The 18,184-nt window shown below is 60.2% G+C and carries 12 protein-coding genes; 4 read left to right on the top strand and 8 right to left on the bottom strand.

Annotation, left to right across the window (positions count from 1 at the left end; genetic code table 11):
- Position 1 precedes the first annotated feature (1 nt).
- Both KOSB73_RS10190 and KOSB73_RS10185 read right to left on the bottom strand, forming a co-directional pair.
- A complete protein-coding gene (locus tag KOSB73_RS10190) occupies positions 2 to 955 on the bottom strand; it encodes an ABC transporter permease (RefSeq protein ID WP_004100013.1) in 954 nt (317 codons plus the stop codon).
- Between the two features lie 18 nt (positions 956 to 973).
- Positions 974 to 2,638 (bottom strand): ABC transporter substrate-binding protein, encoded by a 1,665-nt coding sequence (locus KOSB73_RS10185; protein ID WP_098140485.1) that lies wholly within the window; start codon positions 2,636 to 2,638, stop codon positions 974 to 976.
- Positions 2,639 to 2,962: 324 nt separating this feature from the next.
- Here KOSB73_RS10185 and KOSB73_RS10180 point away from each other — a divergent pair, with 324 nt between their 5' ends.
- Both KOSB73_RS10180 and KOSB73_RS10175 read left to right on the top strand, forming a co-directional pair.
- Positions 2,963 to 4,078 carry a YbdK family carboxylate-amine ligase gene (locus KOSB73_RS10180; protein ID WP_049088995.1) on the top strand — a complete coding sequence of 372 codons (1,116 nt, stop codon included), beginning with the start codon at positions 2,963 to 2,965 and terminating at the stop codon, positions 4,076 to 4,078.
- Between the two features lie 52 nt (positions 4,079 to 4,130).
- Positions 4,131 to 4,850 (top strand): phosphodiester glycosidase family protein, encoded by a 720-nt coding sequence (locus KOSB73_RS10175; protein ID WP_049130504.1) that lies wholly within the window; start codon positions 4,131 to 4,133, stop codon positions 4,848 to 4,850.
- Positions 4,851 to 5,023: 173 nt separating this feature from the next.
- Here KOSB73_RS10175 and KOSB73_RS10170 read toward each other — a convergent pair whose 3' ends face one another.
- The 3 genes from KOSB73_RS10170 to KOSB73_RS10160 form a co-directional block, all read right to left on the bottom strand.
- Positions 5,024 to 8,116: an efflux RND transporter permease subunit gene (locus tag KOSB73_RS10170; protein WP_049103417.1), complete on the bottom strand. Its 3,093-nt coding sequence runs from the start codon at positions 8,114 to 8,116 to the stop codon at positions 5,024 to 5,026.
- A gap of 13 nt (positions 8,117 to 8,129) precedes the next feature.
- Entirely contained in the window at positions 8,130 to 9,209 is a 1,080-nt protein-coding gene (locus KOSB73_RS10165) for an efflux RND transporter periplasmic adaptor subunit (RefSeq protein ID WP_098140484.1), read from the bottom strand.
- Positions 9,210 to 9,278: 69 nt separating this feature from the next.
- Complete coding sequence (locus tag KOSB73_RS10160; protein ID WP_049088992.1) at positions 9,279 to 12,002, bottom strand: cation-transporting P-type ATPase; 2,724 nt, start codon at positions 12,000 to 12,002, stop codon at positions 9,279 to 9,281.
- Positions 12,003 to 12,494: 492 nt separating this feature from the next.
- Here KOSB73_RS10160 and KOSB73_RS10155 point away from each other — a divergent pair, with 492 nt between their 5' ends.
- Entirely contained in the window at positions 12,495 to 12,743 is a 249-nt protein-coding gene (locus KOSB73_RS10155) for a DUF1158 domain-containing protein (protein ID WP_004135363.1), read from the top strand.
- Here KOSB73_RS10155 and KOSB73_RS10150 read toward each other — a convergent pair.
- Entirely contained in the window at positions 12,672 to 14,294 is a 1,623-nt protein-coding gene (locus tag KOSB73_RS10150) for an alpha/beta hydrolase (RefSeq protein ID WP_049086050.1), read from the bottom strand. The genes KOSB73_RS10155 and KOSB73_RS10150 overlap by 72 nt on opposite strands.
- Positions 14,295 to 14,447: 153 nt before the next feature.
- Between KOSB73_RS10150 and KOSB73_RS10145 the strand changes: the two genes are divergently transcribed.
- A complete protein-coding gene (locus KOSB73_RS10145) occupies positions 14,448 to 16,592 on the top strand; it encodes a TonB-dependent siderophore receptor (RefSeq protein ID WP_004135359.1) in 2,145 nt (714 codons plus the stop codon).
- 36 nt (positions 16,593 to 16,628) lie between these two features.
- Here KOSB73_RS10145 and KOSB73_RS10140 read toward each other — a convergent pair whose 3' ends face one another.
- Positions 16,629 to 16,970: a RamA family antibiotic efflux transcriptional regulator gene (locus KOSB73_RS10140; protein ID WP_004130221.1), complete on the bottom strand. Its 342-nt coding sequence runs from the start codon at positions 16,968 to 16,970 to the stop codon at positions 16,629 to 16,631.
- A gap of 32 nt (positions 16,971 to 17,002) precedes the next feature.
- The gene (locus KOSB73_RS10135; protein ID WP_098140483.1) at positions 17,003 to 18,103 is read right to left on the bottom strand and encodes an MBL fold metallo-hydrolase; all 1,101 of its coding nucleotides are present in this window, start codon (positions 18,101 to 18,103) and stop codon (positions 17,003 to 17,005) included.
- Between the last annotated feature and the right edge of the window lie 81 nt (positions 18,104 to 18,184).

The raw sequence follows: 18,184 nt of genomic DNA, 5'->3' as shown, positions 1-18,184 counted from the left end.
GTTAGCTCCTCTTAATTCGCGGGTCGAGACTGGTTTGCAGAATATCCACCAGCAGATTGAGCAGCACAAAGAACAGCGCCAGTACCCAGATGGTGCCCTGCAATAGCGGCAGGTCGCGCTGGAAAATGGCGGTGTTCAGCAGCAGGCCGGTGCCGGGCCAGGAAAAAACGGTTTCCACCAGAATCGAGCCGCCCATCAGATAGCCGACCTGCAGCCCCATCACCGCCAGCGCGGTCGGCGCGGCGTTTTTCACCACGTGCAGAAAGATCCGCGATTCGTTGAGCCCCCGGGCGCGCAGGCCGACGATAAACTCCTGGCTGAGAATATCCGCCACCTGAGAGCGAACGGTGCGGGCGATGATGCCGGTCGGGATCACCGACAGGGTGAAGGCCGGCAGCAGCATAAACTGCAGGTGTTCCCAGTCCCACTGCCAGCCCACTTCGCCGATTGGCCCGCCGCCGGTCGCCGGCAGCAGCGCGAATTTGACGCTAAAAACGATCACCAGCAGCATCCCCAGCCAGTAGTGCGGCACGCTGACGCCGAACACCGACAGCACCGAGGCCAGACGGTCAATAATGCTGTTACGAAAGTAACCGGCGACAAAACCAAACAGGCTGCCCAGCACAAAGCCGATCGCCGTCGCCAGCAGCGCCAGACGCAGAGAGTAAGTGACCGCCGTCATCACCTCATCGATGACCGGACGCCCGGTGGCGACCGACATCCCCAGATCGCCGTGCAGCGCCCGCCATAGCCAGTGCACAAACTGCAGCGGCAGCGGTTTATCAAAGCCGTAGGCCTGCATTAAGGTCTGACGCAGCGATTCCGAGGCGTCCGGCGGCATCACCGATACCAGCGGATCGCCCGGCGCTATCTGCACCAGCATAAAACAGATTACCGCCACCCCGAGCATGGTGGGGACGGCCAGCAGGATGCGATATAGCAGGGTATTGATCATCTCTTGCTCCCGTGTCGATTACTCTTTTTTGCTCACCAGACTGAGATCGATAAACCAGCTTTGCGGCTGCACCACTCCGGTGACGGCTGGCGATATCGCCCGTGGTCCGACATCGTGGGCAACGAACAGGAACGGCACCTGATCGACCAGCGCGGCGTGCAGTTCGCCGGCGGCTTTATCCATTTCGGCCGGGGTAAACGCGTGCTTCACCGCCGCCGCCAGCTTTTCGGTTTCCGGGGTCGAGAAGTAGCCCCAGTTGGTCGCCACCGGCGGGAAGGCCTTCGCGGTGGAGAAGCGAATCATGCCGAAATAGGGATCGTTAACCGCGGCGCTAACGTTGATCGCGTCGATCCCTTTCGCGGAGGGATCTTTCGCCCCGAGGCGCCAGTTAGTGAACAGGGTGTTCCATTCGTTGACTTTAATATCGACGTTAAAGAAGCAGCTTTTCAGGCTCTGCTGGATGTACTCGTTCATCGGCAGCGGCTGCATCTGCCCGGAGCCGGAGGCCGAGGTGGCGACCGTGACGTGCAGCGGTTTCTCGGCGCTATACCCGGCTTCGGTCATCAGCTTGCGGGCGGTATCCGGGTCATATTTGATCTGGAAGGTAGGTTTACCGCGCCACGGACTGCCGGCCTCGTAGACGCCGGTCGCTTCGGTCATATAGCCGCCGAGATAGCTTTTAAGCTCCGCGCGGTTCAGGCACAGGTTGGCGGCTTTGCGCACGCGAATATCTTTCCACGGCGAGCCCTCTTCGAAGGAGAATTGCCACGGCCACAGGTGCGGCTGGGTGTTGGCGTAGATTTTAAAGCCCTGGGCTTTAATCTGATCGACCGCATCCGGGGCCGGGGCTTCGATCCAGTCCACCTGCTTCGAGAGCAGCGCCGCGGTGCGGGCGTTGGCTTCCGGCAGCGGGATCAGCACCACTTTATCCACCCGCGGAATGCGATCTTTGTTCCAGTAGTCGGGGTTTTTATCGAGGATCAGCTGCTGGCGGGGAACCAGTTTTTCCATTTTGAACGGACCGCTGCCCACCGCGTGGGCGGCGAATTCGGTCCACGCCTGCTTACTGCGCGCGGCGGTATCGCCAGTGCCCGACGGCACCGCGTCGTACAGCTTCTGCCACGCGGTCGGCGACACGATAAACAGGTTAGTGAGGTTATATGGCAGCAGCGCGTCCGGTTCGGAGGTGGTCAGCGCCACGGTGTGGTCGTCAATCTTTTCCGCGCCGGTGAGAGTCGGCATGCGCGACAGCGTGTTGCCGATCTGGCCGGGCGCATACTGCGGCGCGGCTTTATTCAGCACCTTATCCACGTTCCAGACGATGGCGTCGGCGTTGACCGCAGAACCATCGTGAAATTTAACTCCCGGGCGCAGGGTGAAAATCCAGCGGCTTTGATTTTGCGGGTCAACGTGCCACTCGGTCGCCAGCCCCGGCACCAGGCCGCTGGGTTTCTCTCCCTGCGACAGATCCCATTCAACCAGGGCGTCGTAAAGCGGAATGCCGGTAAAGCGGTTGCCCTCAAAACCCTGATCGGGCTGTCCGAGGGTCAACGGGATATCGGCGGCGGTCATGGCGATCCGCAGGGTTGAGGCCTGAGTCGGCACAGAGGCAAACAGCGCCAATGCCCCGCTAACAGCAACGGCGAGATGGCGTTTACGCGAAAGTAATTTTGTCTTCAGCATCACATTGTCCCTGTTAAATAAAAGTCGCTATTTAACAGGCAAGATACATACCAGTTCTGAACGCGCGGAAAATAAGTGTGAAATGGCTTATAAAATAAGAATGACTTATAACATCCCTATGATTTTACTTGAAAAATAAAATCACCTTATCTTTTTGCACCGCCAGCGGGAATTCTGTTGCAGGATTGCACCAGCCTAACTTTTTACGCAAAGGAATCATCACGTGACGTCACTTTTTATAAAATAAATTCATAATCTTCGGCAAATCATCAGTTTGAGGCGTTGTCTTCTATACTTCTTGATAAAGAGAAAGAGGGAGTCGCCATGCCGTTACCTGATTTTCACCGCTCCGAGCCGTTTACCCTCGGCATCGAGCTGGAGCTCCAGGTCGTCAACCCGCCGGGCTTTGATTTAAGCCAGGACTCTTCCGCGCTGATTGACGAGATCCAGGGTACGCTGAAAGCGGGCGAGGCCAAGCATGACATTACCGAAAGCATGCTGGAGATCGCCACCGGCGTCTGCCGCGACATCCACCAGGCGACGGCGCAGCTGAGCGCGGTTCAGCAGGCGGTGCTTCGTGCCGCCGCCCGCCATCACGTACAAATCTGCGGCGGCGGAACGCATCCGTTTCAAAGCTGGCAGCGCCAGCAGATCAGCGATAGCCCGCGCTACCGGAAAACCGTCGAGCACTTTGGTTATCTGGCGAAGCAGGCGACGATCTTCGGCCAGCACGTGCACGTGGGGTGTCAAAACGGCGATGATGCCATTTATCTTCTGCACGGCCTGTCGCGCTTCGTGCCGCATTTTATCGCGCTGAACGCGGCATCGCCCTGGCTCGACGGGACCGATAGCGGCTTTGCCTGCTCGCGGCTTAACCTTTTCGCCGCCTATCCCGATAACGGTCCGATGCCGTGGGTCAATAACTGGCAGGCTTTCATCGGCCTGTTTCGGCGCCTTAGCTATACCAGCATGATCGACAGCATGAAGGATCTGCACTGGGATATTCGCCCCAGCCCGCGCTTTGGCACCGTCGAAGTCCGGGTCATGGATACCCCGCTGACGATTAGCCAGGCGGTGAATATCGCCGGTTTTATCCAGATCATCGCCTGCTGGCTGCTGACGGAGCGGCCGTTTAAGCATCAGCCCGAGGATTATCTGCTCTACCCCTTCAACCGCTATCAGGCCTGCCGCTATGGGCTCGACGGGATCAATACCGATGTGAACAGCGGCGAACAGCGAACATTGCGCGAAGAGATTTTACAGCTGGCGGATAAGCTGGCGCCCAGCGCCCATAAGCTCAATGCCGACAGCGCGCTGGAGGCGATGGTGCGCCAGGCGAAGCAGCATCGCAGCGAGCCGCAGCAGATGCGCGAGTTTGTCGCCAACGGCGGTTCATTGATCGGGCTGGTGCAAAAGCATTGCGAGATCTGGACGGCGTAGCGGCGATAAAAGGCTATACTGCACGCTCTCGTTGGTTGTCTGGAACCCTGCCGTGCGCTTGCCATCGCTTCTGCCGCTGTTGCTGTTATCTCTGCCCGCCTTCGCCAGCGGGACATGCTCGCTGACCGACCCGTCCCTGACGCTGCAAAGCTATACCGTCGATCCGCAGCGCGAACGCATCGTGATGTACTGGCAGAATGAGGACGGTAAAGCCTGGGGATCGCTGCGCTCGCTGCTGGGGGATATCAACCGCGACGGGCAGGTGCAGATGGCGATGAACGGCGGAATTTATGATAAAGCCTACGCGCCGCTGGGGCTGTATATCGAGAAAGGTCGGCAGTTGACCCCGCTTAACCGCGCCTCCGGCGGCGGCAACTTTTTTATTCGTCCCGGCGGGGTGTTTTATCTGCGCGGGCAAAACGCGGGGATTGTCAGCATCAATAAATTCAGGCCGTCGCCGGCCATCCGCTACGCCGTGCAGTCGGGCCCAATGCTGATTGAAAACGGCAAGATCAACTGGCGACTGAAGCCATCCGCCAGCTCGCGCAAGCTGCGTAACGGCGTGGGCATCACCGGCGATGGCAAGGTGGTGTTTATGCTCAGCGCGCGTGAAACCAATTTCTACGATTTCGCCTGCTACGCGCAGGCGAAGCTCAACGTGCGCCAGATGCTCTATCTCGACGGCACCATTTCGAAGATGTACCAGAAAGGCGATAGCGTGCCGTGGCAGTATCATCCGTTCGTCACCATGATCGCGGTGGAGAGTAGATAGTCGGCAAAACATCGTCTGCGGGGGTGTTTCGCAACCCGGCAATATTCTGCACCGATTTCCCCGGTGGCGCTGCGCTTACCGGGGCTACGGGTTTCCAGCCGTCTGCGGAGGAGTAGCCCGGGTAAGGCGTTTACGCCGCGACCCGGGATTTCCGGGCACCGTGCCCGAGGCATCTACATCCGGCGATGCCCCCACTCGCGCAGGCGCTGGAACAGCACGTACAGCGACGGAATAAACAAAATGCCGATTACCGTCGCCACCAGCATGCCGCTGAACACCGTGGTGCCGATAATCCGCCGACTCTGCGCCCCGGCGCCGGTGGCGAGCATCATCGGCACAATCCCGATGATAAAAGAAACCGCCGTCATCATCACCGCGCGGAAGCGGCGGGTGGCCCCTTCGCGGGCGGCGTCGACGATCGACATTCCCTCTTCGCGCTTCGCCCTGGCAAACTCGACGATCAAAATCGCGTTTTTCGCCGCCAGCGCGATCAATAGCACCAGCCCTATCTGCACGTACACATCGTTGGCGTACCCAGCCCACCAGAGCCACAGCAGCGACCCGCCGATGGCGAAAAGCACCGACAGCATTACGCTCGCCGGCAGCGTCCAGCTCTCATACTGGGCGACGAGGAACAGCCACGCCATCGCTACCGCCGCCAGCACAATCCACACCGCCTGGTTACCGGTCTGCTGCTCCTGCCAGGAGATGCCGCTCCAGGCGTAATCATAACCGTGGGGCAGGTTCGCTTGTAAAATCTGCTCCATCACCGCCATTGCCGTCCGGCTGCTGACGCCTTCGGCCGCCGACCCGCTCACCGATACCGACGGAAACTGGTTATACTGCTGAATAAACGGCGCGCCCACCGTCGGCGTAATCGTCACCAGATTACTCAGGCGAACCCGCTCGCCGCTGTCGCTGCGCACGTACAGCTCGCTTATCTGCTCTGCCCGCTCGCGCCACTGCATCTCGTTTTGCATTACCACGTGGTAGACACGATTGTTAATGCTGAAATCGCCGGCGCGAGTGCCGCCAAACGCGGTTTGCAGGCTGCTGAAAATCCTCGCCACCGGTACGTTCAGCCGGGCCGCCTGGTCGCGGTCAACGGTGAGCGTCAGCTGCGGCACGTTACTGCTCCAGGTGGTAAATACCCGGCTCAGCTGCGGATACTGGTTGGCCGTCCGCAGCACCTGCTGCGTCACCTGCTCCAGCTCCGCCGGCGATTGTCCGGCCTGGGCCAAGATGCGTAAATTAAACCCGGAGGCGTTGCCCAGCCCCGGCAGCGTCGGCGGCGCAAAAGTCATGATCGTCGCCTCCGGTAGCCCCATCAGCTGGCCCTGCACTTTTTCCATCACCGCCTCCAGCGGCGGCCGCTGGTGCCAGTCCTTCAGCATCACCGAGATAAACCCGCCGTTTGAAGCGCTGGTACCGTTGAGAATATTAAAACCGGAGACCTGAATCACATCCTCAACCGCCGGATTCAGTTTCAGCAGCTCGCGCGCCTGGGCCATCACCGCTTCGGTACGCTCCAGCGAGGCGGCTTCGGGCAGCTGTACGCTGGCAAAGAAATAACCCTGATCTTCCTGCGGCAGAAATCCCTTCGGCATGGTGGTGAAGCTAAACACCACCACCCCGGCCGCCGCCGTCGTCGCCGCCAGCGCCAGCCAGGGGCGACGATTCATCCTCCCGACCAGACGCCCGTAGCCATCGCGCACCGTATCCAGACCGCGGTTAAAACCGCGCCAGATGGCGGCTGGCTGCTGCGGCCGCGGACGCAGCAGCAGCGCGCACAGCGCAGGCGTCAGGGTCAGCGCCACCACGCTCGACAAAGTCACCGCCGTCGATAGGGTCACCGCGAACTGGCGATAGAGCTCGCCGACGATCCCCGGCAGCATCGCCACCGGCACAAACACCGCCAGCAGCACCAGGGTGGTGGCGATCACCGGCCCGGCGATTTGCCGCAGCGCCTCGGCGGTTGCCGCGCCGCGCGCCAGCCCCTCCGCCATTTTGCTTTCCACGCTCTCCACCACCACGATGGCGTCATCCACCACCATCGTCAGGGCGAGAATGATTGCGAACAGGCTCAGGGTATTGGCGCTGTAGCCCAGCGCATAGAGCACGGCGAAGGTACCGATAAGCGAAACCGGGATCGCCAGCGCGACTATCAGCGTCGCCCGCCAGCTCTGCAGAAACAGCGAGACCACCACCACCACCGCCAGCAGGGTCAGCGCCAGCGACACGCCGATCTCTTTGATCGTCGCCGCGACAAAGCGGGTGGTATCAAACTTCACTTCCCAGGTGAGATCCGCCGGGAAACGCGCATGCAGCCGGGTCAGCTCGGCGCGCACCGCGCTGGCGACCTGTAGGGCGTTAGCGGTGGGCGTCGGATAGATGCCGAGATAAGCGGAGTCTTTGCCGTTGAGCTGCGCGCCGGAGCTGTAGCTGCGCGCGCCCAGCTCGATAGTCGCTACGTCGGACAGGCGCACCAGCTGGCCGCGGTCGCCGCTGCGAACCACAATTTGTCCGAAACCGGCGGCGTCGCTCAGTCGACCAATACCGTTGATGGTCAGCGTCTGCTGCTGGCCGTTAAACACCGGCGGCGTCCCCACCTGCCCCGCCGCGCCCTGCACGTTCTGCTCGCGCAGCGCCTGGGAAACATCATCGGTAGTGATATTCAGCGCGTTCATGCGGTCGGGCCGCAGCCAGATACGCATGCTGTAGTCGCGCGCGCCGAATATCTGCACTTCCCCGACGCCCGGCAGACGCGCCAACGCCTCGCGCACCTGTGTGCTGGCGTAGTTGCTGACAAACAGCGGCGACAGCGTGCCGAGCGGCGAGTAAAGACTGACGCCCATCAGCAGGTTCGTCGCCCGCTTGCGCACCTGAACGCCGTTTTGCTGCACGTCGGCAGGCAGTTGCGCCACCGCCTGCGACACGCGGTTCTGCACGTCGATCGCGGCTAAATCGGCATCGGTACCGGCGGCAAAGGTCAGGCTCAGGCTGTAGGTTCCCTCATCGGAGCTGGTAGACTCCATGTACAGCATATGATCGACGCCGTTGAGCTGGGTCTCCAGCGGCGCGGCAATGGCTTCCGCCACGTCCGCCGCGCTGGCGCCCGGCCAGCTGGCGCTGACGTTGATGACCGGCGGCGTAATTTGCGGATACTGCTCAACCGGGATCAGCTTCAGCGAGACCGCGCCGACGAAGGTCATCAGCAGCGCAATCACCATCGCAAAGCGCGGACGACGGATAAAAAACGTGAGCATCTTCTCTCCCTCTTTAGTTGAGCAGCTGAACGGCTGCGCCGTCACGCAGGCGCTGGGCGCCCTCCGTCACCACGCGCTCGCCCGGGAGGAGGCCTTCCGCCACCGCGAACTGCTGCCCCTGCTGCCCCGCGGGGGTCAAGCGGCGCATCGTCACGGTGTTGTCCGCCGTCAGCACCCAGCTGTAAAAGCCCTGTGCGTCCTGCTGCATCGCCGCCGCCGGGATCATCGGGCTCTCCTGAAGCTGCCGCGGGCGGAAGAAAATGGTGACGTTGCCGCCGGGCAGCAGACGGTGCTGCGGATTAGCGAATTCAGCGCGCAGCGCCACGCTGGCGGTGCGGCTATCAATACGGTTATCGACGGAGGTCAGAACGCCGTCTTCACGCCGTCCATCGACATCCACTTGCGCCAGCCACGCTTCCTTCAGCGCGGCAATATCCGTGTGCTGCCCCGCTTTGGCGAAAAAGACGGTTTCATCCAACGAGAACGCCACCCGAATCGGATCGAGCTGAACCACATCGACCAGCACGCCGCTGGCGGGGTTCACCAGGCTGCCGACGTGAAACGGGCTATGGCCGACGCGTCCGCTGACCGGCGAGGTAATGCGGGTGTAGCCGAGCGTAATCTGCTGGGCGGCAATGCGCGCCCGGGCCTGCTCCACGGCGGCAGCGGCGACATCGCGCTGCATCTGCGCGGTATCAAGGTCGTTGCGGCCGATCGCGTGGTTATTGATCAGCTGCTGGTAGCGGCTCAGCAGCTGCTGGGCCTGGCGTAGCGACGCCTGCGCGCTCTTCAGTTCGGCCTGGGCCAGCGCCAGCGCGGCTTTCGGCTGGGCGTCATCCAGCGTAAACAGCAGATCGCCCTGGTTGATGTACTGCCCATCCTGGAAGTGGCGCTGCACAATCTTCCCTTCGGTGCGGGCGCGAATATCGACGGAGTGAATGGCCTCGACGCGGCCGGAGATTTGCCGTTCGCCGGCGTGCGGCGCTTGTTCCACGGTGACGACGCGGACCGGAACGGCCGGCGCGGCGGCGGCGGCGAGCGCGTAGCCTGCCAGGCCGCAGGCCAGCAGGGCGGAGCGGATGATCTTGTTCATGGGGAATTCCTTACGACGATGCGGCGTCCCTCCCCCGCAGGAGAAGGGACGCCGGGCGGGTCAGACACGCTACGCGGTTTTACGGAAACGACGGGTCAGGCGTTTCTCAACTTCGACCACCAGGAACATCGCGATACCGATGACCAGCGTGATGAACCAGTAGCGCGGCGGCAGCCCTTCGGTGCCAAACATCGTCTGCATCACCGGTACGTAGATGATGACCAGCTGCATCAGCAGCAGTACGCCGCTCACCAGCCAGATGCCTTTGTTACGCAGCAGCCCCATGTTGAGCGAGAAGCTGTCGCTGCTGCGGCAGTTAATCATGTACACCCACTGTGCGGTAACCAGCATCTGCAGCAGGACGGTGCGGATAAACTCCGGGCTGTGGCCGCGCGGCGCCAGCCAGGCTTCCAGAATAAAGGCAGCCACGGCAATCATCGTGCCGACGAAGGCGACGCGCCAGACGGCGAAGGCGTCCATAACGTGCTGGCCGGTTTTACGCGGCGGACGGTTCATGGCGTTGCGCTCGGCGGCTTCAAACGCGAGGCCGAAGGAGAGCGTCGCGGAGGTGGCCATGTTCATCCACAAAATCAGCACCGGCGTCAGCGGAATGATGTTCCCCGCCAGCAGGGCGATGATAATCAGCAGCCCCTGCGCCAGGTTGGTCGGCATGATGAACAGAATGGTCTTCTTCAGGTTGTCGTAGACCCGACGCCCCTCTTTGACCGAACTGGCGATGGTGGCAAAGTTGTCGTCGGTCAGGACCATGTCGGCGGCCTCTTTGGTCACCTCGGTGCCTTTGATCCCCATGGCGATCCCGACGTCGGCCTGGCGCAGCGCCGGGGCGTCGTTGACGCCGTCGCCGGTCATGCCAACCACTTCACCGTTACCCTGCAGCGCTTTCACCAGGCGCAGCTTGTGCTCCGGGCTGGTACGGGCAAAGATATCGTACTCAACGGCGGCTTTCGCCAGCTCGGCATCGTCCATGTGCTCCAGCTGGTAGCCGGTCATCGCCTGGCTGCTGTTGGTGATCCCCAGCATCTGGCCAATGCTCATCGCCGTCTGCGGGTGGTCGCCGGTAATCATCTTCACGCGGATCCCCGCGTTCTGGCAGGCGTGGATAGCGTCAATCGCTTCCGGACGCGGCGGGTCCATCATTCCGGCAATGCCGAGGAATACCAGACCTTCGCGCAGATCGTCGTGGGTCAGCGTGGTGCTGCCGACGTTGGCCGGTTTGTAGGCGGCGGCGACCATACGCAGGCCCTGGCGGGCAAAGCGCGCCATCTCCTCTTCCCAGTACTGAGGCTCAAACGGCACCGCCCCCTGCTTGCTCAACTGCTGGCGGCACAAGGCAAAAATCACGTCCGGCGCGCCGGTAATCAGCACCTGCTCGACGTCGCCCATTTTCTGGTGGGTCGCCATGTATTTATACTGCGAGTCGAACGGTATCTTCGCGACCAGCCGCGCGTCGACGGGCGCAAGCCGCGCTTTCGCCGCCAGCACCTTCAGCGCCCCTTCCGTTGGCCCGCCGGTAATGCCCCACAGGCCGCGCTCGTCCTGAATCATCTGGCTGTCGTTACACAGGTCGATGGTGCGCAAATAGGTTTCCAGTACGCTGCCCGCTTTAATCTGCACCGGCTCGTTGCTGCCTTCCAGGCAGATGTTACCCTGAGGCTCGTAGCTGTCGCCCTCGACGCGGTAGCAGCAGTCGGCGGTGATGATCGCTTTGACGGTCATTTCGTTCATCGTCAGGGTGCCGGTTTTATCCGAGCACACCACGGTCATGGCGCCCAGGGTTTCCACCGTCGGCAGCTTGCGGATAATCGCCCGCTGACGCGCCATCGCCTGTACGCCCAGGGAGAGAATAATCGAGATAATCGCCGGTAAACCTTCCGGCACGGCGGCCACCGCCAGGCTAATCAGGGAGAGCAGCAGCTCGCCGAGAGGAATGTCGCGCAGCGCGAGGCTGAAGACGAACAGTGCGGCCATCATCGCGAGGATAATGACGAAAATCGCTTTGCCGAGCTTATCCATCTGCACCAGCAGCGGCGTACGGTGCTTCTCAATCCCCGCCATCATCTGGTTGATGTGGCCGAGCTCGGTCTCCTGACCGGTTGCGGTCACCACGCCAACGCCGCCGCCGGCGCTGATGGTGGTGCCGGAGAAGAGCATATTGGTACGGTCGCCCAGCGGCAGTTCGCCTTCCAGCGCGTCGGTGGTTTTATCCACCACCGTCGACTCGCCGGTGAGAATCGCTTCTTCAACCCGCAGATTATGGCTCTCAATCAGGCGCATATCGGCAGGGACGCGGTCGCCCGCGCGCAGAATCACGATATCGCCCGGCACCAGGTCGCGGGTGGGAATGGTTTCATGCTTGCCGCCGCGCTGCACGCGCGCGTCGCTGGAGAGCATATTGCGGATGCCCTGCAGCGATTTTTCGGCGTTGCTCTCCTGGATATGGCCGATCAGGGCGTTGATCACCGTGACGCCAAGGATGACGAGCGTATCGACCCAGTGGCCCATGACCGCGGTGAGCGCGGCGGCGGCCAGCAGGACAAAAATCAGTACGTCATTAAAGTGGGCAAGGAAGCGCAGCCAGGCCGGCTTGCCTTTTTTCTCCGGCAAGGCGTTGGGGCCGAAGGTTTTCAAACGCTCTGCGGCCTCGGCGGCGCTGAGGCCGCTGGCATGGCTTTTAGTCTGCGCCAGCACCGCATCAACCGTCTGCTGATATGCGCGGCGTGGCGCGACATCCCCTGAGGGGGTGGTATTATTAGTTTTGATCGTTTTGGTCAAAATATATCTCCCTTAAAATTCCGTGAGGCGGAAAGCCTGGAATCATTCCGGGCCAATGAGAAAAATTTTAAACAGCGGAGATAATTTAAGCTTGCGCAATATTTAATCTCTCGCAAATACAAAATTTATGGTAAGTTAATTCTATAAAACAACTATTGCAGAATATTAATAAACCAAAACTAAACGAGGTCTACTATGTTTGGAATCTACCGCGGACGCCGTCTGGTACTGTACATCCTGCTGGCCATTATTATCGCGACTCTGGTGGGATATAGCACCTATACTTTTGTAAAAGCGCTGGCTTAATAATGACGTTAATTTACATTACGGTGTAATTAACTTAATCACAAATAGTGCCAAAATAATTAACATGGGAATAAGCGAGGACGTTTAAATATAATACTTAAGGCGTAATATGATTGCGTACGAAACGATATTGCATTGATTCTCTTTTTACCGGACAATATGTTTTTAACTGATGATTAACAAATAATGAAACATCCGCTAGAAACGCTCCTCAGCGCCGCCGGCATTTTGCTGCTGGCTTTGCTCTCCTGCCTGCTGCTGCCGGCGCCCTCGCTGGGCCTGACGCTGGCGCAAAAGCTGGTGGCGACATTCCATCTGATGGATCTCAACCAGCTTTATACCCTGATCTTTTGCCTGTGGTTTTTAGCGCTGGGCGCGGTTGAATATCTGCTGCTGCGCTGGGTCTGGCGTCGCTGGTTTTCCGTTGAGCGCTAGGCCGGTCAGGTCACGCATGCCGCTGATCAGCGCTTCGCACCAGGCGGCGTAATCGTGGCCGCTGGAGGAGGGATGGAAGCTCACCGTATAGCCCTTCTCTTTGAGCACCTGCTCAAATTCAAGCGTATTGGCATAAATGCCGCCGTCCGGCCCGTTGGTTTCGAATTTCCCCGCCTGCAGCCAGAAGCGCACCGGATAGCGCGGCGACTGCTGGTACTGGCGGGTCAGCCAGCTGGCCTCCTCCCCTTGCGGCGCCCACCAGTATGACCCGGACAGGCTCAATACGTTGCCAAACTGTCGCGGATAGCGCAGCGCTACCCAGGACGCGGCCAGCCCGCCGTAGCTGGAGCCGGCGACCACGGTTTTTTGCCGACTCAGGCTGAGTCCCTGGCGGCGCAGCCACGGCAGCAGCTCATGGGCCATAAAATCGGCGAAGTGCGGATTTGGCGGCAGCTCCTTCGCCCGTCGCGGATGATCGAGACTATCGATAAACACCACGTTGATCGGCGGCAGCCGATGGCTGGCGATCAGGGCATCCAGCACGTTGGCGAGGCGGTACTCGTGCTGGTAAGTTTTGCCGTCAAAGAGCAGTAGGGTCCAGCGCGCGGGCTGCGGCAACCGCGGGCGATAAATCAGCACTTCCCGCGTATTTTGCAGAAAGTCGCTGCGCAGCTGATGGCGGGTTAAGGTTCCGTAGCGGAGCGGCTGCGCCATCCGCTGGGCGGTGCAAAAACGCGCGGCATTGAGGGCCAGCAGAGAGTAGCGATTCCAGCGGTCGTGGGCGGCATTGACGCTGTTCGGGTTGAGCGGGTCAGCCTGGGCGCTGACCAAAATCGCCCGCCGCTGCTCCCGCGCGCTGCCGGTTACCTGCGGCACGTCCGGGGCCAGCTTATACTGCATGAGGGTATCGGCGGGCACCACGTAGCTGCGAAACCAGACGTCAGAATCGCCGAGGCGAAACAGCGGATCGTGATCCCCCGCCGGCGAACCCAGAATAAACACGTTGCGGCTCGCCCCGCGCCACAGGAAAGTTACCCGCTTATGGCCGGCGTCCACCGGTTCCACCATTGGCGTCCCTTCCCGCTCGCGCTCCTGCCAGAAATGCGCCGTTGAACCTCCCGCCGCCAGTTCACGCTTCAGCCGCTGCAGGCGCGGGCTGACCGGATCCAGCGGCTGAATTTTGGCCAGCGCGGTGGTTTCCCGCATCTGCCACTGAAAGCGCCAGCGCGCACCTTCTTCGCCGTGCAGCACCAGCGATGAGGCGCGGTGTACCGGCAGAGAAAACAGCAGGGTTTGCTCGCCGTCCGCCGGACCGCCCGCCAGCAGCGTGCGCAGACGGCGGTTATTGTCATCCAGCAGTCGGGCATCGGTGACGCCGGAGAGGGTCGCCGCGACGTAGTTCTCGCCCAATGTCGGCAGGTCAAAACAGACCTCGCCGCTGGCGTCGAATTTCCCCTGTAGTTCACCCTGTAACGAGGGAGATTCGCAGTTCATTGCCGCCGCCGGTAGGGTACTCATGCCAATCAGCAGGCCGCTCCACGCCGTCTTCATTAGCCGAAATTTCCTTGTAAGAATTTGTTAATAACGCTAATGCAAATAATAACTATTTGCAATAACATTAACGCCGTTAATGATAGGCGTCGGTCGATTCCCCTCGACGTGGGCGTTTTTTGATGGCGATTCAACCAAGGATAAAAAATAAACATGTTTAAATATAATAAGATAACAGCTTTCTGGGCCGCGGGCGTGGCGGCATCTCTGTTTGGCGGGCTGGCGCTGGCGGCGGAGGAAACGATCGTCGTCACCGCCGGCAGCGGCGAGGATCCCACCGCGCCGCTGAAGGGAATCGTGGCGACAAAAACGCTGTCGGCAACAAAGACCGCCGCGGAGATCGTCAAAACGCCGCAGTCGGTATCGGTGGTCACCCGCGATCAAATGCGGGCGCTGGACGTCACCTCGGTTTCCCAGGCGCTGCGCTATAGCGCGGGCGTTTTTACCGAATACCGCGGTTCATCTAACCGCAACGACGAGGTATTCGTACGCGGTTTCAGCTACGTGCCCAAATTCCTTGATGGCCTGAGCTACGGCGCCACCGCCTCGTCGCAAACCGGCACGTTCGACCCGTGGCTGCTGGAGCGCGTCGAGCTGGTGCGCGGCCCGGCCTCGGTGCTGTTTGGTCAGGTCAACCCCGGCGGGCTGATTAGCATGACCAGCAAACGCCCGACCAGCCAGCCGATTCATGAGGTGCAGTTCCGTACCGGTAATAACCACCTCGCCGAAGGCGCTTTCGACGTTGGCGGTACGCTGAGCGATGACGGCCACCTGCTCTATCGCCTGAACGGGATCGCCCGCACCCAGAATAACCAGATCGATGACTATAAAGAGACGCGGATGGCTATCGCTCCCGCCCTCACCTGGTATCCTAATGACGCCACGCGCTTTACCCTGTTAACCAGCTATCAGAAAGACCCGGACGCCGGCTACCGTAACTTCCTGCCGCGTTACGGTACCGTGGAAAGCGTCGACGGCAGCTATATTCCGCGCGATTTTAACGTCAGCGATCCCAGCTACAACCAGTCGTGGCGTGAACAAACGATGATTGGCTATGAATTTGAGCACCAGCTCAACGATACCTTGACTCTGCGCCAGAATGCCCGCTACGCCACCATCAAACAGAAGTATCGCTACCTGGTTTACTCCACCAGCGCCGCCAACAGCTCGGTACTCTCCCGCCGCGCCCAGCATGAACAGCGCCAGACCGATGAGTTTGGCATCGATAACCAGCTTGAAGCGCAGTTCGCCAGCGGTCAGGTGGCGCATACGGTGATTGGTGGTGTGGATTACAAAACCAGTAAGGATAAGCAGTATCTTGGTCGGGCCGGCGGCTCGCAGTACGATATCGACTGGCGCAGCCCGAGCTATGGGGTTAACGTCGATGAAAGCGCCTTCAGTCCCGCCACTAATGAACAGCAAAATCTCGACCAGACCGGGGTGTATGTTCAGGATCAGCTGAGCTGGCGGAACTGGGAACTGTTAGTTTCCGGGCGCTACGACTGGGCGGAAGTGCGCACCACCGATTTTACCGACGCCAGCGGCACCCAGCAGAATGATAATAAGTTCACCTGGCGCACCGGCCTGCTGTACGCCTTTGATTCCGGTCTTTCCCCCTATATCAGCTACAGCACCTCCTTCGAACCTAACCTGCAAACCAACCGCGCGCCGGGCGTCGGACCGTTCGATCCCAGCGAAGGCAAACAGGTTGAGGTGGGTCTGAAATACCAGCCTGACCCAAACGCGTTGATGACCCTCGCGCTGTACGATCTGACGCAGAGCAACGTCGCGACCTACAACAGCGCGGCCGGGTGGTTTGAAAACAGCGGTAAAGTGCGCTCGAAAGGCGTTGAAGCCGAAGCGCACGCGACGGTTTTCGATAACCTCAATCTGATCGCGTCTTACACCTACACCGACGCGGAAACCGTCAATACCACCGTCGTCGGTACCGAAGGGAAAACGCCGGCACGCATTCCGACCCATATGGCTTCGGCGTTCACCAGCTATACCCTGCCGGACGGCGCGTTAAAAAGCCTGACCGCGGGCGTTGGCGTACGCTATATCGGCACCAGCTACGGCGATGCGAAAAACACGTTTAAGGTACCGGCAGTGGATCTGTACGACGCCATGGTTAGCTATGAGTTAGGCGAGCTGAATTCGAGCCTGAAAGGGGCGAAAGTGCAGTTCAACGTCAACAACCTCGCCAATACCAAATACGTGGCCTCCTGCGCCAGCGATAGCGCCTGCTTCTACGGCATTGGTCGGACGGTGACGGCGACGGTGAACTACGCCTGGTAAGAAAAACGTCCGCCGGTCTTCCCCCGGCGGACGCTTTCAGTGCGCGCGGCTGTGGTTTTCTTTACGGTAGGCGCCCGGCGGCAGGTTAAACGTGCGGGTGAAGATACGGGTAAAGGTTTGCTGCGAGTCAAAACCGTATTTCAGGCAAATATCGTAGACCCGCTGATCGGTATCGCGCAGATCGCGCGCCGCCAGCAGCAGCTTACGCTCGCGGATATAGCGCCCCAGACTCTCCCCTTTGTACTGTAAAAACAGCCGTTGCAAATGCCACTTCGAGTAACCGGCGTGGCGCGCAATATCGTCGATACGTAGCGGTTGATGCAAATTATCATCAATCCACTCGACGATAGTATCAATGACCTGAGCGGAAATAGTCATATGTCCTCTCTCCTCCTGAACCACTCTCATCGTTAGCGCCACCAGGCGTTAAATGATTGCGTTTTATCAGCGACCCAAACCGACTCACCCAACATTGGCGTCAGCAGTCGCCACGGTCGCCCTGTGCTGGCCTCCGCCAGCCTTATGTACGGATCGTCCCATGTGTGTTTTGCCAGCACGAAGCGCCCGGCATGGCCCGGCAACACCGCGCGTGCACGAACATCGTCAGCGGCTTGCGCCGTCTCTTCCGGCATCATGTGGATGTACTTCCAGTCCTGGTCATACTGACCGTTTTCCATGATCGCCAAATCCACCGCGCCAAACTGTTCGCCGATGGCTTTAAAGTGCGGGCCGTAGCCGCTGTCGCCGCTGTAGTAAATTTTCTGCTGCGGGGTGACGAACATGAAGCTGGCCCACAGGGTCTGGTTGCGCTTGAGGCCGCGGCCGGAAAAGTGGCGCGCCGGCAGGACGTGTACCGTCAGTTCATCGCTCACCGGCACCGCTTGATTCCAGTCCGCCTCGCTGATTATCGCGCTCTCCATTCCCCAGTAGCGCAGATGCGACCCGACGCCCAGCGGCGTCACCACCCGCTTGACCTTCGGCATCAGCGCTTTAATGGTGGCGTAATCGAGGTGGTCGTAATGATCGTGCGAGATAATCAGCAGGTCGATCTCCGGCATGCCCTCAGCGTGCCACGGGTAATCGCCGGCAAAGGCCTTATTAATAAACGAGAACGGCGCCGCATAGCGACTAAACACCGGGTCAATCAGGATGCGCTGGCCCGCCAGCTGCAGATACCACGAGGAGTGCCCCAGCCAGACCATCGCGTCCTGCCCTAACGGCAGGCTGGCCAGATCGGTGTTCACCAGCGGCAGCGGCTGGGCAGGTCTGGCGTTTTCCCGTTTGGCGACCAGAAACTCCCACCACGCGGCCAGCATATTTTTTTGCCCGGTAAACCCAGGCGTCGGAAGCTGATTGTGAAACTGGCCGTCGCGATAGTGCGGAGACTGCTCCACCAGGCTGAGCTGCGCGCCCTGTGGCGCCTGACCAAATCCGGCATTTAACACAAACGGCAAAGTTGTTGCTGACGCTAATAACATGATGGCGACCACGCTGAAAGTGACACGGTTCATATCCTGACCTGGCGAAATCCTCCTTCCTGGAGGTTTTAGTTATAAGGCTTGATTATGAGTGAGTAAGCACTCATTATTAGG

Origin of the sequence: Klebsiella grimontii (genome assembly GCF_900200035.1) — a bacterium.
Classification (GTDB): Bacteria; Pseudomonadota; Gammaproteobacteria; order Enterobacterales; family Enterobacteriaceae; genus Klebsiella; species Klebsiella grimontii.
Note: the sequence above shows the minus strand (reverse complement) of the source record. Positions and strands in the feature narration are given on the sequence as shown.